Annotated in this window: 14 protein-coding genes and 1 pseudogene; 7 read left to right on the top strand and 8 right to left on the bottom strand. The window is 44.5% G+C overall.

The window, feature by feature from the left end; genetic code table 11:
- The first annotated feature begins 55 nt into the window (after positions 1–55).
- A complete protein-coding gene (locus BA724_RS07175; RefSeq protein ID WP_069937986.1) occupies positions 56–1,915 on the top strand; it encodes a bifunctional homocysteine S-methyltransferase/methylenetetrahydrofolate reductase in 1,860 nt (619 codons plus the stop codon).
- Positions 1,896–5,339: a methionine synthase gene (gene metH / locus BA724_RS07180; protein WP_069937987.1), complete on the top strand. Its 3,444-nt coding sequence runs from the start codon at positions 1,896–1,898 to the stop codon at positions 5,337–5,339. Before BA724_RS07175 ends, metH begins: the two co-directional genes overlap by 20 nt.
- Before the next feature lie 745 nt (positions 5,340–6,084).
- Here the strand turns inward: metH and BA724_RS07185 are convergent.
- The 3 genes from BA724_RS07185 to BA724_RS07195 form a co-directional block, all read right to left on the bottom strand.
- Positions 6,085–8,166 carry an MMPL family transporter gene (locus BA724_RS07185; RefSeq protein WP_069937988.1) on the bottom strand — a complete coding sequence of 694 codons (2,082 nt, stop codon included), beginning with the start codon at positions 8,164–8,166 and terminating at the stop codon, positions 6,085–6,087.
- 88 nt (positions 8,167–8,254) lie between these two features.
- Positions 8,255–8,824, bottom strand: coding sequence for a TetR/AcrR family transcriptional regulator (locus BA724_RS07190; protein ID WP_069937989.1), 570 nt, complete (start codon positions 8,822–8,824; stop codon positions 8,255–8,257).
- A 117-nt stretch (positions 8,825–8,941) separates the two neighbouring features.
- The gene (locus BA724_RS07195) at positions 8,942–9,553 is read right to left on the bottom strand and encodes an FAD-dependent monooxygenase (protein ID WP_069937990.1); all 612 of its coding nucleotides are present in this window, start codon (positions 9,551–9,553) and stop codon (positions 8,942–8,944) included.
- A gap of 306 nt (positions 9,554–9,859) precedes the next feature.
- Between BA724_RS07195 and BA724_RS07200 the strand changes: the two genes are divergently transcribed.
- The gene (locus BA724_RS07200) at positions 9,860–10,060 is read left to right on the top strand and encodes a cold-shock protein (protein ID WP_045851342.1); all 201 of its coding nucleotides are present in this window, start codon (positions 9,860–9,862) and stop codon (positions 10,058–10,060) included.
- Positions 10,061–10,234: 174 nt separating this feature from the next.
- On the opposite strand, the gene BA724_RS07205 is transcribed toward BA724_RS07200, so the two are convergent.
- Complete coding sequence (locus BA724_RS07205) at positions 10,235–10,405, bottom strand: hypothetical protein (RefSeq protein WP_211272221.1); 171 nt, start codon at positions 10,403–10,405, stop codon at positions 10,235–10,237.
- Positions 10,406–10,567: 162 nt separating this feature from the next.
- Here BA724_RS07205 and BA724_RS07210 point away from each other — a divergent pair.
- Positions 10,568–10,801 (top strand): annotated as a pseudogene (locus BA724_RS07210) (MFS transporter); the annotation flags it as partial.
- Between the two features lie 100 nt (positions 10,802–10,901).
- Here BA724_RS07210 and BA724_RS07215 read toward each other — a convergent pair.
- A complete protein-coding gene (locus BA724_RS07215) occupies positions 10,902–11,117 on the bottom strand; it encodes a DUF378 domain-containing protein (RefSeq protein ID WP_069937993.1) in 216 nt (71 codons plus the stop codon).
- Positions 11,118–11,267: 150 nt separating this feature from the next.
- Between BA724_RS07215 and BA724_RS07220 the strand changes: the two genes are divergently transcribed.
- Positions 11,268–12,518: an erythromycin esterase family protein gene (locus BA724_RS07220; RefSeq protein WP_069937994.1), complete on the top strand. Its 1,251-nt coding sequence runs from the start codon at positions 11,268–11,270 to the stop codon at positions 12,516–12,518.
- Positions 12,519–12,609: 91 nt separating this feature from the next.
- Here BA724_RS07220 and BA724_RS07225 read toward each other — a convergent pair whose 3' ends face one another.
- Together BA724_RS07225 and queF are read right to left on the bottom strand one after the other, a co-directional pair.
- On the bottom strand, positions 12,610–13,266 hold the full coding sequence (locus BA724_RS07225) for a M50 family metallopeptidase (RefSeq protein WP_069938284.1): 657 nt from the start codon (positions 13,264–13,266) through the stop codon (positions 12,610–12,612).
- A gap of 152 nt (positions 13,267–13,418) precedes the next feature.
- Positions 13,419–13,916: a preQ(1) synthase gene (queF, locus tag BA724_RS07230; RefSeq protein WP_069937995.1), complete on the bottom strand. Its 498-nt coding sequence runs from the start codon at positions 13,914–13,916 to the stop codon at positions 13,419–13,421.
- Positions 13,917–13,994: 78 nt separating this feature from the next.
- Here queF and BA724_RS07235 point away from each other — a divergent pair, with 78 nt between their 5' ends.
- Positions 13,995–14,315 carry a thioredoxin family protein gene (locus BA724_RS07235; protein WP_069937996.1) on the top strand — a complete coding sequence of 107 codons (321 nt, stop codon included), beginning with the start codon at positions 13,995–13,997 and terminating at the stop codon, positions 14,313–14,315.
- A gap of 59 nt (positions 14,316–14,374) precedes the next feature.
- Positions 14,375–14,953 (top strand): beta-class carbonic anhydrase, encoded by a 579-nt coding sequence (locus BA724_RS07240; RefSeq protein WP_069937997.1) that lies wholly within the window; start codon positions 14,375–14,377, stop codon positions 14,951–14,953.
- Positions 14,954–14,979: 26 nt separating this feature from the next.
- On the opposite strand, the gene acsA is transcribed toward BA724_RS07240, so the two are convergent.
- Entirely contained in the window at positions 14,980–16,698 is a 1,719-nt protein-coding gene (acsA, locus tag BA724_RS07245; protein ID WP_069937998.1) for an acetate--CoA ligase, read from the bottom strand.
- Positions 16,699–16,804: the final 106 nt, after the last annotated feature.

Below are 16,804 nucleotides of genomic sequence, written 5' to 3' on the forward strand. Positions count from 1 at the left end.
CCTTCTTGTCATCAAGAAGGCTTTTTTCATTTTAATACAGAGAGGATACTGTACCATGACACTGCTCGACAAGCTAAAAACGGACGTGTTGACCGCGGACGGAGCGATGGGAACGCTTTTATATTCATATGGGATTGATTTTTGCTATGAAGAACTGAATACAGAAAAACCGGAAATCATCGAAAAAATTCATCATGATTACATTAAAGCTGGCGCCGATGTCATTCAAACGAATACATATGGTGCAAATACACTAAAGCTTTCGCGTTATGGTATCGAAAACCGGGTTCGTGAATTAAATGAAGCAGCAATACGCATTGCGAAAAAAGCGGCTGCACCGGGCAGTCAATTTGTCCTCGGCACGATCGGCGGGATTCGCGGCATTCGTAAAAGCACGGCGACAAACGATGAAATTCTCGCTTCCGTACGCGAGCAGGCGGAAAGTTTACTAGCGGGTGATCCGGACGGGCTATTGCTTGAAACATACTATGATTTCGAAGAGCTGTCCTCTTCCGTCCAGCTGCTCCGTCAAATGACCGATGTACCGATTATTGCACAAGTGTCGATGCATGAACCAGGTGTGCTGCAAAATGGGCTGTCTTTAAATAATGCGCTTCATCAACTTGAAGAAATCGGCGCGGATGTCGTCGGTGTCAACTGCCGCTTAGGCCCTTATCATACGATTCAAGCGTTTGAAGATGTGACACTGCCGAATAAAGCTTTTTTGTCCGCTTATCCGAATGCAAGCCTGCTTGATGTAGAAGACGGCCGGATCATCTATGAATCCGAAGCCGATTACTTTGGCCGGGCTGCCGTTCTTCTTCGTAATGAAGGCGTCCGTTTAATTGGCGGCTGCTGCGGAACAACACCAAAGCACATTGAAGCGGCGAAAAAACGGCTCACCGGTCTTCCTCCTTTAACGGAGAAAAAAGTCAAAATAAAAAAGCCCATTGTGATTCAAGAAGCGGCGCCGGCAACAGACGTATCCATTTGCGAGAAAGCGAAAACTGAACGGACTGTCATTGTAGAGTTAGATACACCGAAAACATTAATGACCGAGAAGTTTATCGAAGGCGCAAACGCGTTATATGCGACCGGTGTTGACGCTGTGACAATGGCTGACAATTCGCTCGCTTCCCCACGTGTCAGCAACATGGCAATGGGTGCGACATTAAAAATGAAACATGACGTTCGGTCGCTCGTTCACATTACGTGCCGTGACCGTAACTTAATCGGACTGCAGTCTCACTTGATGGGTCTTGACGCCCTTGGTCTTCATGATGTGCTTGCCATTACCGGAGATCCGACCAAAGTCGGCGATTTCCCTGGCGCTACAAGCGTATATGATGTCTCCAGTCTTGAACTGATTCAACTCATTAAACAATTAAATGAAGGCATTTCTTTCTCCGGCAAGCCGTTGAAAAAGAAAGCAAACTTCTCTATTGCGGCTGCGTTCAACCCAAATGTGCGAGTACTCGACCGGGCTGTGAAGCGGCTGGAGAAAAAGATTGAATGTGGCGCGGATTATTTTATTACACAACCCGTGTTTACAAAAGAAAAAATTATTGAAGTATATGAAGCGACAAAGCATTTGTCCACTCCGATTTTTATCGGCATTATGCCGCTGACAAACATACGGAATGCTGAATTTTTACACCATGAAGTGCCAGGTATTAAGCTCTCAGACGAAACATTGGAAAGAATGCGCGCATGTGGGGAAGATAAAGAAGCGTCCGCAAAAGAAGGCGTGAAAATCGCCAAGGAACTCATTGATACTGCCGCCGGACTTTTTAATGGTCTTTACATTATTACACCATTTTTGCGTTATGATATGTCAGTTGAACTGATTCACTATATAAAAGAACTTGATGCACAGAAAGAAAGCGGGGCTCTGCATGACCACACATCCAATTGAGCAAGAACTGAAAAAACGGATTCTCCTTATTGATGGCGCGATGGGAACGATGCTTCAAAACGCGAATTTAACGCCTGAAGATTTCGGCGGTGAAGAATATGACGGCTGTAATGAAAACCTTGTGCTGACAAGACCGGATGTCATTGAACGCATTCATCGTGAATACTTAGAAGCCGGCGCGGACATTATCGCAACCAATACATTCGGCGGCACACCCGTCGTATTGGATGAGTACGACCTAGGCGACAAAGCGTACGAGATTAACTTGCGTGCTGTGCAGATCGCCCGGAAAGTCGTCGATGAATTTTCTACACCAGAATGGCCGCGCTTTGTGGCCGGCGCGATTGGACCGACGACAAAAACCCTGTCTGTTACAGGCGGTATCACGTTCGACGCACTCGTTGACAACTTTGAACTGCAGGCAAAAGCCCTCATTGAAGGCGGCTCTGATTTAATTTTGATGGAAACGAGCCAGGATATGCTGAACGTCAAGGCCGGCACACTTGGTATTCGCCGCGCGTTTAATGCAGCCGGTGTTGAACTTCCTGTGATGATTTCCGGTACGATCGAACCGATGGGTACCACGCTTGCCGGACAAAACATTGAAGCCTTTTACATTTCCATTGAACATATTAAGCCGCTTTCGGTTGGCTTAAACTGCGCGACCGGTCCAGAATTTATGACGGACCATATTCGTTCCCTGTCAGACCTTGCGACAAGCTATGTGAGCTGTTACCCGAATGCCGGTCTTCCGGATGAGGAGGGCAATTATCACGAATCACCGGACTCACTGGCGCAAAAATTGTCAGCATTTGCCGATAAAGGCTGGCTGAATATCGTTGGCGGCTGCTGTGGAACGACGCCTGAACACATTCGCGTTATGCGTGAAGCGGTCAAAGAAAAAACACCGCGCACATCGCCTGAGCATCCGCACGGACATGCGGTTTCCGGTATTGAGCCACTATTGTACGATGATTCGATGCGCCCTCTTTTTATTGGCGAACGGACTAATGTTATCGGTTCGCGTAAATTTAAGCGATTGATCGTGGAAGGCAAATTTGAAGAAGCGGCAGAAATTGCCCGTGCCCAGGTTAAAGGCGGCGCGCACGTTATTGATATTTGTCTTGCCAATCCAGACCGCGAAGAACTTGATGACATGAAAGAATTCATGAAAGAAGTTGTCAAAAAAGTGAAAGTGCCGCTCGTCATTGACTCAACTGATGAAAAAGTCATTGAAGAAGCGCTGAAATTTTCACAAGGAAAAGCGATTATTAACTCAATTAACCTTGAAGACGGCGAAGAGCGCTTTGATGCTGTTATGCCGCTCGTCAAGCAATATGGGGCAGCAGTTGTTGTCGGAACAATCGATGAAGTCGGTATGGCTGTCACACGTGAACGAAAGCTTGAAATTGCCGTCCGTTCTCATGACCTGCTAGTAGAAAAATGGGGTATTGCTCCAGAGGATATTATTTTCGATCCACTCGTCTTCCCTGTCGGCACCGGTGATGAACAGTATATCGGTTCTGCCGTTGAAACGATTGAGGGTATCCGGCTTATTAAAGAAAAACTGCCGAAGTGCTTAACGGTTCTTGGCGTGAGTAACGTATCATTCGGCCTCCCTCCTGTCGGCCGTGAAGTGCTGAATGCGGTATACCTATACCACTGTACACAAGCCGGCCTTGATTATGCGATCGTTAACACGGAAAAATTAGAGCGTTACGCATCGATTCCGAAAGAAGAAATTAAGCTGGCGGATGAACTGCTGTTTACAACGACAGATGAAACACTGGCTGTTTTCACAGACTTTTACCGCGACAAGAAAAAAGAAAAAAAAGAAGAAGATATTCCCAAAACAGTGCCGGAGCGCTTAAGCTATTACGTTGTGGAAGGAACGAAAGAAGGACTTCTTCCGGATCTTGAAGCAGCGCGCGGCATGTATGATGACCCGCTCGATATTATTAACGGGCCGTTGATGAAAGGAATGGCGGAAGTCGGCCGTTTGTTTAATGACAACCAGCTGATCGTAGCGGAAGTGCTGCAAAGTGCCGAAGTCATGAAAGCGTCCGTTGCCTACCTTGAACAGTTCATGGAGAAAAAAGAAGATGACAACGGTAAAGGCAAAGTCGTTTTAGCAACTGTAAAAGGCGACGTGCATGACATCGGCAAAAACCTCGTTGATATCATTTTAAGCAACAACGGCTTTAAAGTCGTGGATGTCGGCATTAAAGTCACACCGCAGGCATTAATTGAAGCCATCCGGAAAGAAAACCCGGATATGGTCGGCTTGTCCGGCCTTCTCGTAAAGTCCGCCCAGCAAATGGTTATTACCGCGCAGGACTTTAAGTCAGCGGATATTGATGTGCCGATTTTAGTCGGCGGCGCCGCGCTGTCCCGCCGGTTTACTGAAACGAAAATTTCACCGGAATACACGGGTCCTGTTTTATATGCGAAAGATGCGATGGACGGGCTCGATATCGCCAACCGCCTGCAAAACGCCGAACAAAAAGTCGTGCTTCTACAGGAGCTTGAAGATAAAAAGGAAAAACGGAAAGAAGTGGAAGCGTACCGTGAAGAGCGTCAGGAGCAAGCTGTGGCCACGGCGTCGAAGCCGGTGAAAACGGTTCGCGAGGATGCACCTGTTTATAAGCCAAGAGATGTAAAACGGCGTGTGTTAAAAGATTACTCTATTTCTCATTTAAAACCGTATGTGAATATGCAGACACTCATTGGCCACCATCTTGGCATGAAAGGCAATGTTAAAAAGCTCTTGGAAGAAAAAAATGAAAAAGCCATTCAGCTCCATGAAACAGTAACTGGATTTTTAAATGATGCCTCCTTTAAAACCGCGGCTGTGTATCAATTTTTCCCAGCGCAGTCACAGGGCGATGACGTTATTATTTACGATCCAGCTGACACAAAAAAGGAAATTGAGCGCTTCACATTCCCGCGCCAGACGAAAGAACCTTTCCTTTGTCTGGCAGACTATGTAAAACCTGTTGCAAGCGGCGAAATGGATTATGTTGGATTTTTCGTTGTTACAGCCGGATTCGGGGTTCGTGATCAAGCGATGAAGCTTCGTGAAGAAGGAAAGTTTTTGGACAGCCACGCCATTCAGGCAACCGCTTTGGAGCTTGCCGAAGGATTTGCTGAGCGGATTCACCAGGAAATGCGCGACCAATGGGGCATTCCCGATCCAGTTGATTTCACAATGCGTGAACGATTTGCAGCTAAATACCAGGGGCAGCGCTTTTCATTCGGCTATCCGGCCTGTCCGAATCTTGAAGACCAGGAAAAACTATTTGGCCTCATTAAACCAGAGGAAATCGGTGTCAACTTAACAGAGGGCTTTATGATGGAACCAGAAGCATCTGTTTCCGCCATCGTATTTGCTCACCCGGATGCACGATACTTTAACGTAAATTAATAAAAAAAGCAGCCGCTGCGTATGGTACGCAGGGCTGCTTTTTTGTTTCGTGGCCAACTGCAAACTTTCGCAATCAACAAAAAAAACAATCTATATAAGTTGAACAAATGATTTTCACACTACCGTTCAGAAAAAGCGTTCAAGAACAGCGCTTAGCCTCACTAATGAAATGGCGGCAGACACGGGGCTGCGCTTTCCATGAGGCAGTTTCCTTCTGCGCCTGCCGCCTTTGTGGGGAGGAAAAACAGGAAGGATCAACAACAATCTGGTCTTTTCTTCTCTTATCGAAAAGAATGGGTCCTATGCGTCTATCCATACTCGCTGATTTACTAAAAACCAACGGGCGGAGGGCTGGCAGCGGCGACTATAGGCGTAAGGTGCACGCCCTCTTCCATGCCCGCTTTCCTTTCCTGAAGGCTTGGTCAGGAGAAGGTGTTCCGGCGTAAAAAAGTCTTTTCCGCTTGATGAACTCTGTTTTGTGCGCTAACTCCTCAAGAACTTTTGGGAGACAACTCCTGAAATAATTCTTCCATCAGGAGGAAAAGAAACCGGTTTTATCTTTTTTCTTAAATTTACACGGAGACTCCCGCGGGACGAGCGGACAGGCTGAAACGGGCAGCGCAAAGCGGTGACTGGTTCAGCGTTCACCCCTGTTGTTAGCGCAGCTGGCAAACTGCAGCCTATTACGCTGCTTTTAAAAAGATATCCGTTCATAATAGGAAGCGGAGAAAGCAAGAAGTTTAATTCAACTTATATCTTTCTTTTTCTCAAAAAATAGAATCAATGAAGGCAGCAGAAGACCCCGTACGAAAAATGTATCAATGAGAATTCCGACGGCGACGATAAAACCAAACACAAACAGCACTTCAATCGGCTGCGTCATTAGTACCGCAAATGTAGCCGCCAATATAATCCCTGCTGATGAAATGACCCCGCCTGTTTTAGCGACTGCAATTTCAACTGCTTTTTTAAGCGGGTGTTTTTCTCTTTCCTCCATATAACGCGAGACAAGAATAATGTTGTAGTCAATACCAAGCGCAACGAGGAAGACAAACGAATATAACGGAATTCTTGTACTGACCGCATCAATACCAAATAATGTATCTGTTAAGAATAAGCCAAGACCAAGCGCGGATAGAAACGACAGCACAATCGTTCCAACCATATAAAGCGGCATTTTCCAAGACCGAGTCAAAACAATAAGCATAACGAACAACAAGACAATTTCAATGACCACGATAAGCGTTAAGTCCCGCTCATTCAGTTCACGATCATCGAGCTTTTCTGCTGTTTCTCCCGCAAAGTACAATTCACCGGCTGCACCCGCAGCCTTCAGAATATCCGATTCATTCGAACGTAAATCAGCCAATATATCAAGCGAAGTTTCATCATAAGGGCTTGTTTCAAATGCTATCGTCAGCTCATGAGCGTCGCCTGCCGCTGTGGAAGCCGCTGATACAGCTGAAAGGATTCCTTCCTGATTTCCGAGCTCCTCCGCCACCACAGCAGGATCACCTTCCCCTTCGTATAAAACAGTCGTCGGTGATAAATCACCGGCTGAAAATTTTTCATCGATAATATTGTAGCCGACGAGTGACGGCATGTCATCCGGAAACGATTTGAGTGTGTCAAACTCGTATTTAAGATTAAAGACATTTAGGGAAGAAACAATTAAAAAGACAAGGACAATGCCGCCAGAAAGAGCAGGTTTATTTATCACAAAACGCGCCACACGGCTCCAAAGACCTTTTTCTATTTTGTTTTCCGCTCCAACTTTCGGCACTTTTGGCCAAAACGACTTGCGTCCAAATAACGTAAATAACGCCGGGACCAATGTGACAGATGCCATCATAATAACAGCCATAACCGTCGCAAAAAGCGGTGCGAAATTCTGATAATCACGGATGGCCGCAAAAAACAGCACAAGCATTGCTGTAAGAACAGTACCGCCGGAGAAAAAGACCGGTTCCCCTGTTTCGCGCATCGCATATTTCATCGCATTGAATTTGCTTTCATGCTGCTTCAGCTCTTCACGGAAACGTGCCAGCACGAAAAGGGAATAGTCTGTAACAGCCGCAAATAGCAGTATCGTCATGATCGACAATGCCTGGCTGCTCATTTCAAGTCCGGCTGCACCGTAAAGGCCCAAAATCCGATCTGTCAACGCGTACACAAGTCCTGAAGCAAGGAGTGGAATAAACGCTAACAGCGGTGAGCGATAAATAACAATAAGCAATACTAAAATAAGTCCGACCGTCGATAAAAGCAATACAATATCCGCTTTTGAAAACAAGGCTGTCGTATCGGTGGCAATGCCGGCTGGTCCGGTCACATATACATCGCCGTCGGCTTCCTGAACCGCAATATCTGTCATTTTTTCAATAAGCGGCTCAAAGTCTTCACTATCAAACCCCGCTTGAAACACAACAGGAATAGCTGCGGCAGATTCATCTTCCGCTAAAAATTCGGCTTGTGCAGGCGGCGGCAGCTGAGCGAATGGTGCAATGCTCGTTAGTCCATCTACTTCTTCTTCAATGGCGGCCAGTGCTTTGGAAATATCATCTGTATTCACCTCGCCATTTTTATTATTAAAAACAATAATTGCAGATGTACCGCCATCATTCGGAAAATATTCCTCTACTTTTTTCGAAGCCTCAATGGACGCAGCATCATCCGGAAGCGGCTGGAATGTATTTGCTCCATAATCCCTCGCTGCCGGTGCAAACAAACTCAGGAGCACAATAGCGGCCAGCCAGGCAGCCAGTACCGCCCACATTCCTTTTTTCGTTGCGACCCAATCCGTTAATGGCCAGAGCGCTTTTTTCATTATAATTTCCTCCTAAACTTTACGTTATAACCTCATTTAATTCTATTTCTGACACTTATGTCAAATTCGAAGTGTAAAAAAAGAAGCGTCAATGTGCTCCGCTTCCTTCATACCATAATGCAAATAAATAATCCGCCCATTCATGCGGTGGCAGCTGCAATGTATTTGGTGTATTAATAAGTTGAAAAAATAGGCTTGCCAATACAAAGACCGGTATATCCGACCGAATAGTGCCTTGTTTTTGCGCGGCATCAAAAATCCGGTCCAGCTGTCCACGCAAGTGTTTCAGCATTGAAAGCACTTCATTGACATTTTGCGCCGCTTTTTTCGATTGTGCCACATCTACTTTTCGGGCATCACCTAAAAAGTAATGAAGATCTGCTTCTTCCATATACACACGAAGCAGCTGCTGCAGCGCTTTAATTGGATCCTTTTCATCAACGGATCCCGCCTTGACGAGCGCCCGCACCATTGCCCGTTTCATTACGGCTGCGGCTACTTCTTCTTTGTTTGCATAATATTGATAAATAGTACTGCGCGCACCCGGCAAATGGCTCGCCAGCAGCTTTAAATGGAAGCTGCTGTAGCCGTGCTGTACGATGAGCGATTCAGCTGTATCAAGCAGCTCGTCTTCTGTAAACGCCCGTTTTCGCCCCATGGCGACCCGCTCCTTTGACTTGTTGTTCCCACAAGTGTATCACGGGGGGGGCATTCATTCTACAATGGATTTTCTCCATAAAAAAAGACCTGCGGGGACAGGTCTTTTCTTTATTCTTCAGATCGCTTCCGAGACAGCATCTTGAATGTCCTCTGACACCCAAAGCATGTTATCAGAGAATATCTTCCCGATTTGCTCCTGTGGTTCTCCATCCGTTCCAATCGTCATTTTAGAATGGATAAAATAGCAATCCTGCTGGTCTGTTTCGGCCAATATACCAGCGACCTGGTCTTCATCGTATAAGACAGCCTTCACTGAAACCCCTCTCAGCAGTTTTAAATTTAGAAATTGCTCTGCCTGCCGGTACAGGGCCATTAATACCATCCGGTTCATTTGTCCATCCTGCTTATATAACGGTTTCATTAACAACTGCTGTATTTTCTCTTCTTCGAGAAAGAGTAATAATTCCTTCATCGCCGGCTTGATGTGCCGGTCGACATTATCGAGCAGCTGGAGCTCATACATAAGCTGTGTGAACGATGTGTCGCTCCGTTTTTGCTGAATTGACTGATGGAAATCCTTACTCCTATCCAAAACGATAACGTCCATGCCCTGCTTCGCTAAAAAAAGCCCCATTATCATTCCAGCCGGCCCGTCGCCTGCAATACATACATCCGTCTCCAATGTCACAGCACCGGCTTGTCGACTTGCGATTGCAGTGATGTCCATTTCCATCTTCCTTTCAAATATTTTTTCATTTCTGTGGTTCTGGTTAAAGAATAAATGAAAAAAAATGATTTGTCTTAAAACTTGTTAGAAATACTGACAAAATTTCTGAATATTCTATTTATTTTTCGTTATATTTTCTTTTTTCTTTCTTCTTTGATCAGCTTGCTTTATTTTAAAATCCCTGTTATGATAATGAAGAATTATTTTTGTTCGGAAAAAAGTTGTTAAGTGATACACTTTCCATCTCGAAGTATTGAGCAAGGATAGTAACACAATGTGTGCACAGCACACGAGGAGGAAACACACATGGAACAAGGTAAAGTAAAATGGTTTAACGCAGAAAAAGGTTTTGGTTTTATCGAGCGCGAATCTGGAGATGACGTATTCGTTCACTTCTCAGCTATTCAAGGCGAAGGCTACAAATCTTTAGACGAAGGTCAAGCTGTAACATTTGATGTTGAAGCAGGCCAACGTGGACCACAAGCAACAAACGTAGAAAAAGCGTAATTTCACTTTTTTATACAAAACAGACTCTCCTTCGAGAGTCTGTTTTTTTTATGTTTTAAAACGGAAAGCCCTCTGTTTGGATAAACAGAGGGCTGCATCAACATGGATTGTTAAATGGTATATAGAGTATACCACAATATCTTTTCCATGGTATGTTTATTTTCAACAGGCGAATTAGACACCCATCTTCCGGCGCGAATTGCTTACTTTTTTCGTTTGCTGACTTTGCAGTTTTTTCGTTGACGTATTAAAACTTCCATTCGCTTTGCCGCCTGCATTCTGTGATTTTTTCTCTTCCAACTTCTTCATCATCGCTTCTTGCAGTGTCATTTTTTTTTCAGTCATGTTTGTTCCCTCCATATTCTTTTTTATAGTTTATCATTTTTTTCATTCATGCGCTTTAATCATCCACGGTATATGATACACTTTCCTCAAACCATTTTACTAGAAATGGAGTGAGGCTTATTTTGAAAGCAAAAAAATGCATTGCCTATTTTATTGGCTCTCATGTTTCTTGTAATGGTCGGTTTCGGCATTATTATTCCCGTCTTGCCGTTTTACGCTGAAAATTTTGGCGCATCGCCGGCAGAACTCGGCTGGCTTATGGCAGTCTATCCTGTCATGCAGCTTTTATCCGCATCTGTATGGCGACGTTTTTCCGACCGGATCGGACACAGGCGGGTTATGATGATCGGCATCATCAGCCTTGCCATGCCCTTCTTTCTAATGGCTATTTCTTCCTATACCTTCCATAATAATTTCATTTCCATTCAAAAGAAAATGCTTTCCTAAATGCCGTCTTCACTTCGCATTTAGGAAAGCATTTTTATAAAATCATCATTTAGCTATGGCGTACTTCATCACGGTTAATTAACGGTAGGAATTTTAGCGAATACAATGCAGACAATCCTACAAGTATATACACAATTCTGGCCAGAAGAGCATCCTGTCCACCGAAAATAGAAGCGACTAAATCAAATTGGAGCAAGCCGACCAACAACCAGTTAATGCCCCCAACAATTAACAATATAAGAGCAATGGAATCAAGCGATCTCATGTTCTGCACCTCCTTTCGCAACTCTAATACTTAAAGTATTACCTTTCTTATTATTAAAAAAACATACAAATGTGCTGAAGAGGTTATAAAAAAAGAAGCCTTTTCTTTTTTATATTTTAGCCATACTAAGAAAACATGAGGGGTGAAAAAATGATTAAAACGGATCAATATGCAGAGAATATTAAACAGCACGCTGTTCGTTTCACTGATACAACTGATTTAGAACCGATCATTCAAGCCGCCAGCAGTGCGAAGTATGTGCTGCTTGGAGAAGCTTCGCATGGAACATCTAAATTTTATACAACTCGCGCTGAAATAACGAAAAAGCTGATTGAAGAACATGGATTTTCTTTCGTAGCAGTTGAAGGTGATTGGCCTGCCTGTTTTGAAGTTAACCGCTATATCAAGAGACACACGTCTGATTATTCGAATGCTCGAGAGGCTTTGTACTCCTTTCATCGCTGGCCTGCTTGGATGTGGGCCAACAAGGAAGTCACCCACCTTATTGACTGGCTTCATGCCTTTAACCTCAAACAAAACAAACAAGTTGGATTTTATGGAATGGACGTCTACAGTTTATGGGAGTCAATGGAAGCGGTTGTTCAGTATTTGGAGAAAATAAATTCTCCCGATATCGATAAAGCGACGAAAGCCATTGAATGTTTTGAACCTTTTCATCGTCAGCCGGAACAATATGGTATTTCGGCTGCCTTTTATGGCGAGAATTGCATGTCGGAAGTGATCGATTTATTGCAAACCATTCAGCAAAAACGAAAAACCTATGAAAATGATCCAGAGGCTTCCCTTAATCTGCAGGTGAATGCCCTTGTGGCGAAAAACGCAGAAGCTTATTATCACGCAATGGTGACAAACGGGAATGAATCCTGGAACATACGGGACCGCCATATGGTTGAAGCGTTGCATTATATCGGGAGGTATTATGGATCAGAATCAAAAGGCGTTATTTGGGAACACAATACCCATATTGGAGATGCCCGTGCAACCGATATGGCGCAGGAAGGAATGGTGAATGTTGGACAGCTTACCCGCGAGACGTATGGAGCGGATCAAGTTTATGCAATTGGTTTCGGTACCCACCGCGGCAGTGTGATAGCAGCCGGTAAATGGGGAGAAGCCATGGAAGTCATGCCTGTTCCAAAAGCGATGCCGGGCAGCTGGGAGGATATGGTTCACCAGGCGGGTGACTTTAATAAATATATGATGTTTACGCCGGAAAACCGGGAGTTGTTTCAAGAAACGATCGGGCATCGTGCCATCGGCGTTGTCTACCATCCGGAAATGGAACAATTCGGAAACTATGTTCCTTCCCGCCTTTCCGAACGGTATGATGCGTTTATTCACATCGATGAAACGAGCGCCTTGTCTCCGTATATTTTTTAAAATTCATTTTATTTAACAAAATCGAAAAAGAGCAGATACAATACTTCTCTCTGCTCTTTTTCATCGTATCATTCAAAAACGGACAAGCCTGTTATCCTGTTAAAAACTTTCCGGTCAAATAAACACCAAAATACAGCGCCTGTAAAAAAAAGACCAGTCCCCATAGACGGCACGAGATTCCGGTGAATTTTTTTAACGCCGTTGCGTCCCCGGCTTTTTGAGGAGAGACGATACTTAAATACAGGATCACCCAGCTGCTCCGAACAGATTCCACCAGCAAAACGGCTGTAATAAGATAGATATACATTGCCAGAATCTCATCAGGTGCGTATCGATATACCGCTGTTGTCCCCGCCAAAAAAGCAATAATCCAGAAAAAACCGAACCAATTGCGCACCCAGAACAGCAGACTAAACGCTAAAATGATAAACAGCACATAATAAAGCCACTCCGTATATCCGTTTATTGTTGCCCAATAAGCCGCGAAGGCCGCTGCAGAGGCAAAAGGATAGCCGGCAAGTGACGTAATGATTGAAGTTAACCGATTAGAAGTCGTCGTATAGGCCACACCGCTTGTGTCCCGGAAAAGATGCACATGATAGATGCCGCCGCCGGATACAAAACTGGCCAGCACATGGCCGATTTCATGCAGCAACGTATTTAAAAGACGAAAATACTTCCCTGCCACCGGTATGTAAATTAATAGGAAAGCGGCTGTTATATAAATAATTAATTGACTGCCTGTCATATTATCACCTTCTTTTTGATTTCCAAATAAAAAACAGAAACCAGAATACCTGCTTGTTTTTAACTTCAAAAGACTTGTTTCAGGAAACAAAGGGAGGTATCCCCATTTAGAGGATACCTCTCATTGCTTTAATTCAACTAATGACATTTTGATTACCGATTATCCACCGTCTCAGGATACAGGTCATGATTCATCATACGGTACTCTGCCATTTTCTCGTATTTCGTGCCAGGCTTCCCGTAGTTTGTGTACGGATCGATGGAAATCCCCCCACGAGGCGTAAATTTGCCCCATACTTCAATGTAGCGTGGGTCCATGAGTTCAACGAGGTCATTTAGGATAATATTCATGCAGTCCTCATGAAAGTCACCGTGGTTGCGGAAACTGAATAGATACAGCTTTAGTGATTTGCTTTCAACCATTTTCACATCCGGAATGTAACTGATATAAATGGTCGCAAAGTCCGGCTGTCCGGTCATTGGGCAAAGCGATGTGAATTCCGGGCAGTTGAACTTCACAAAATAATCGCGGTTTTGATGTTTATTGTCAAACGTCTCCAAAACAGACGGATCGTAATCAAATACGTATTTTGTTCCTTGGTTGCCAAGCAATGTAATGTCTTTTAATTCTTCTTCGTTTCGTCCTGCCACTGCAGAAACCTCCTTTAAAGGCAATATAATTCCCATTATACCAAAGACCCTCTACAATAAAACAAAGGAGTGATCAAATTGAAGGCCATTTCCTCATACGCGGAATTTTCAGACGTTATTGCCTCCAACGAAGCAATTCTGCTTTATACATCGATGCCCAACTGTTCTGTCTGCCATGCATTGAAGCCGCAGGTAGAAGCACTGCTCCCTGACTTTTCAAACCTGACAGCGATTCATGCCGACACGTCAAAGATCCCGGAGCTTGCCGGCCAGCTGACCATTTTCTCTGCACCTGCTGTCCTTCTTTTCATACATGGGAAAGAAGTATTTCGGATGGCGCGTTTTGTCCCAATCGAGAATCTGAAAGAAAACATTATCCGGATGTTAAAAATGATTTGACAAAAAATTAAGAAATGATTCACAATGATAAAGAAGAGAAAAAAAAGGAGAGATAATAAATGTCTTTACTCGGTAATATTTTATCATTCAACGAAACATTTGTAGAAAACAAAGAATACGAAAAATTTGCGACGACGAAGTTTCCGGATAAGCGTGTCGTCATTTTAACATGCATGGATACACGCCTTGTGGAACTGGTAACCGAGGCAATGAACTTTAAAAATGGCGATGTGAAAATTGTCCGTAATGCTGGTGCGATCGTTAATCATCCTTTCGGTTCAATCATGCGCAGTCTCATTGTAGCTGTTTATCAGCTTCAAGCAGACGAAGTGCTTATCGTGGGTCATCACGATTGCGGTATGAGTTCTCTTTCCAGTGAAGCGGTTATTGACGCGATGAAAGAGCGCGGCATTAAGCAGGAAGTTGTAGATACGCTTCGCCAGGCGGGAATTGAAGTGGATAAATGGCTGAGTGGCTTTAACAGCGTAGAAGAAAGTGTCGCACACAGTGTAAATATGGTAAAATCCCATCCGCTCATGGCAGACACGATTCCGGTGCATGGGCTTGTAATTAATCCTTCTACCGGCAAGCTTGATTTGGTTGTCGACGGGTATAAAGAAGAAGAAGCGGTCCTTTAAACAGGCCGCTTCTTCCCTTTCTCTCATTAGTCTTCCATCGTTGATAAATCGCCTGTCGGAAGACCAAGCTCCCACGCTTTTAGCACACGGCGCATAATCTTGCCTGAGCGTGTTTTTGGCATTGATGCCCGCACTTCAAACATTCGTGGCGCGGCATGAGCGGCAAGCTTTGTTTTGACATGCTGCCGAATTTCTTCGAGCAATTCATCACTTTCTGTGTAACCTGGACGAAGTGTGACAAACGCTTTAATGACTTCACCTCGAATTGGGTCCGGTACCCCAATAACACCTGCTTCCGCGACAGCCGGATGTTCGACCAGTTTGCTTTCCACCTCAAATGGACCAACTCGTTCTCCGGCCGTGTTAATAACATCATCAACGCGGCCTTCAAACCAGAAAAAGCCATCTTCGTCTTTATATGCAGAATCCCCTGTCACAAACCATCCATTTAAAAAGTAGCTTTCATATTTTTCATCGTTGTTCCAGATTTTCCTCATCATCGCCGGCCATGTTGGTTTAATCGCCAAGTTGCCCATTCGGTTTGGTGGAAGTTCTTCCCCTTGATCCGAAATAATCGACATTTCAATGCCAGGAAGCGGCTTCCCCATTGAGCCGGGACGCATGACGTTGCAGCGAAAATTGGCACAAACCGATGAGCCGGTTTCCGTCATCCACCAGTTATCGTGAATGCGCATATTTAATACTTCTGCTCCCCAACGGATCACTTCCGGGTTGAGCGGTTCTCCTGCGGATAAAAGGTGACGGAGCTTTGATAAATTATATCGTTTTGGCAATTCACCTCCGGATGCCATTAACAGCCGAAATGCTGTTGGTGCGCTAAACCAGACCGTCACCCCGTATTTTTGAAGCGTTTCAAACCAGTCTTCTGCCCGGAAACGGCCGCCGCGAATCACGTTCGTTACACCATTCAGCCACGGAGACCACATCCCGGCAGATGTTCCTGTTACCCACCCCGGATCGGCTGTGCACCAGTATATATCGTCTTCATGTAAATCATATGTCCACTTTCCGGCCAAATATTGGTGAATCATCGCATCGTGCACCTGCAAAACCCCTTTTGGCTTGCCGGTTGATCCAGATGTATAATGAATGACCATTCCATCCTCCCGGTCCATCCACTCCATTACATACTCTTCTGATTGACTCATCAGTTTGCTGTAGGAAATAAGATGCGATTCTTCTCTTTCGTCCCCGCCGACTAGAACAATTTTTTCAAGTTTAGGCAGATCATGGAACGGAATACGGCTTAACAGCTCCGGTGTTGTAACAACCGCTTTTGCCCCGCTGTCTTTCAAGCGGTCTTTTATCGCTTCTTCCATAAACGCTTCAAATAATGGTCCACCGATTGCGCCAATCCGAATAATGCCAAGCATAGCAAAATACAGCTCCGGGCTTCTTGGCATAAAAATAAAAACACGGTCCCCTTTTTCGATACCGATGCTTTTCAGCCCGTTGGCAAATTTGCACGAATTCACTTTCATTTCTTCATATGTATACTGCTCTTCCCGCTTTCCATCCGTAAAATAAAGAGCGACTTTATTCCCTTTTCCTTCTTCCGTATGACGATCGATGGCTTCATGAACCATATTCACTTTACCTGTTTTAAACCAGGTAAAATATGCTGATACATTTTCCCAATCCGCTTCTGTAACCGCTTTCTTATAATCGAGCAAATTAGCGCCTTCCGTCTGTGCGGCCATTTCCATGTCAAATTGAACGCTCATCTTTCTCCCCCCTTGTTATATAACAGTACAACTTGAGTATATCATAATTTACATTGTCTCTGTACAAATGATTTCTAGAAAACAGAAAACGAGACGCTGACATATC

The organism is Domibacillus iocasae (assembly GCF_001750285.1).
GTDB classification, from domain to species: domain Bacteria; phylum Bacillota; class Bacilli; order Bacillales; family Domibacillaceae; genus Domibacillus; species Domibacillus iocasae.

Coding starts and splice junctions, on each gene's coding strand:
- BA724_RS07200 (WP_045851342.1), top strand. CDS start 9,860: ATGGAACAAGGTAAAGTAAAATGGTTTAACGCAGAAAAAGGTTTTGGT.
- BA724_RS07185 (WP_069937988.1), bottom strand. CDS start 8,166: ATGAAAAAAGCGCTCTGGCCATTAACGGATTGGGTCGCAACGAAAAAA.
- BA724_RS07190 (WP_069937989.1), bottom strand. CDS start 8,824: ATGGGGCGAAAACGGGCGTTTACAGAAGACGAGCTGCTTGATACAGCT.
- BA724_RS07205 (WP_211272221.1), bottom strand. CDS start 10,405: ATGACTGAAAAAAAAATGACACTGCAAGAAGCGATGATGAAGAAGTTG.
- BA724_RS07215 (WP_069937993.1), bottom strand. CDS start 11,117: ATGAGATCGCTTGATTCCATTGCTCTTATATTGTTAATTGTTGGGGGC.
- BA724_RS07240 (WP_069937997.1), top strand. CDS start 14,375: ATGTCTTTACTCGGTAATATTTTATCATTCAACGAAACATTTGTAGAA.
- BA724_RS07195 (WP_069937990.1), bottom strand. CDS start 9,553: ATGGACATCACTGCAATCGCAAGTCGACAAGCCGGTGCTGTGACATTG.
- acsA (WP_069937998.1), bottom strand. CDS start 16,698: ATGAGCGTTCAATTTGACATGGAAATGGCCGCACAGACGGAAGGCGCT.
- BA724_RS07220 (WP_069937994.1), top strand. CDS start 11,268: ATGATTAAAACGGATCAATATGCAGAGAATATTAAACAGCACGCTGTT.
- BA724_RS07225 (WP_069938284.1), bottom strand. CDS start 13,266: ATGACAGGCAGTCAATTAATTATTTATATAACAGCCGCTTTCCTATTA.
- metH (WP_069937987.1), top strand. CDS start 1,896: ATGACCACACATCCAATTGAGCAAGAACTGAAAAAACGGATTCTCCTT.
- BA724_RS07175 (WP_069937986.1), top strand. CDS start 56: ATGACACTGCTCGACAAGCTAAAAACGGACGTGTTGACCGCGGACGGA.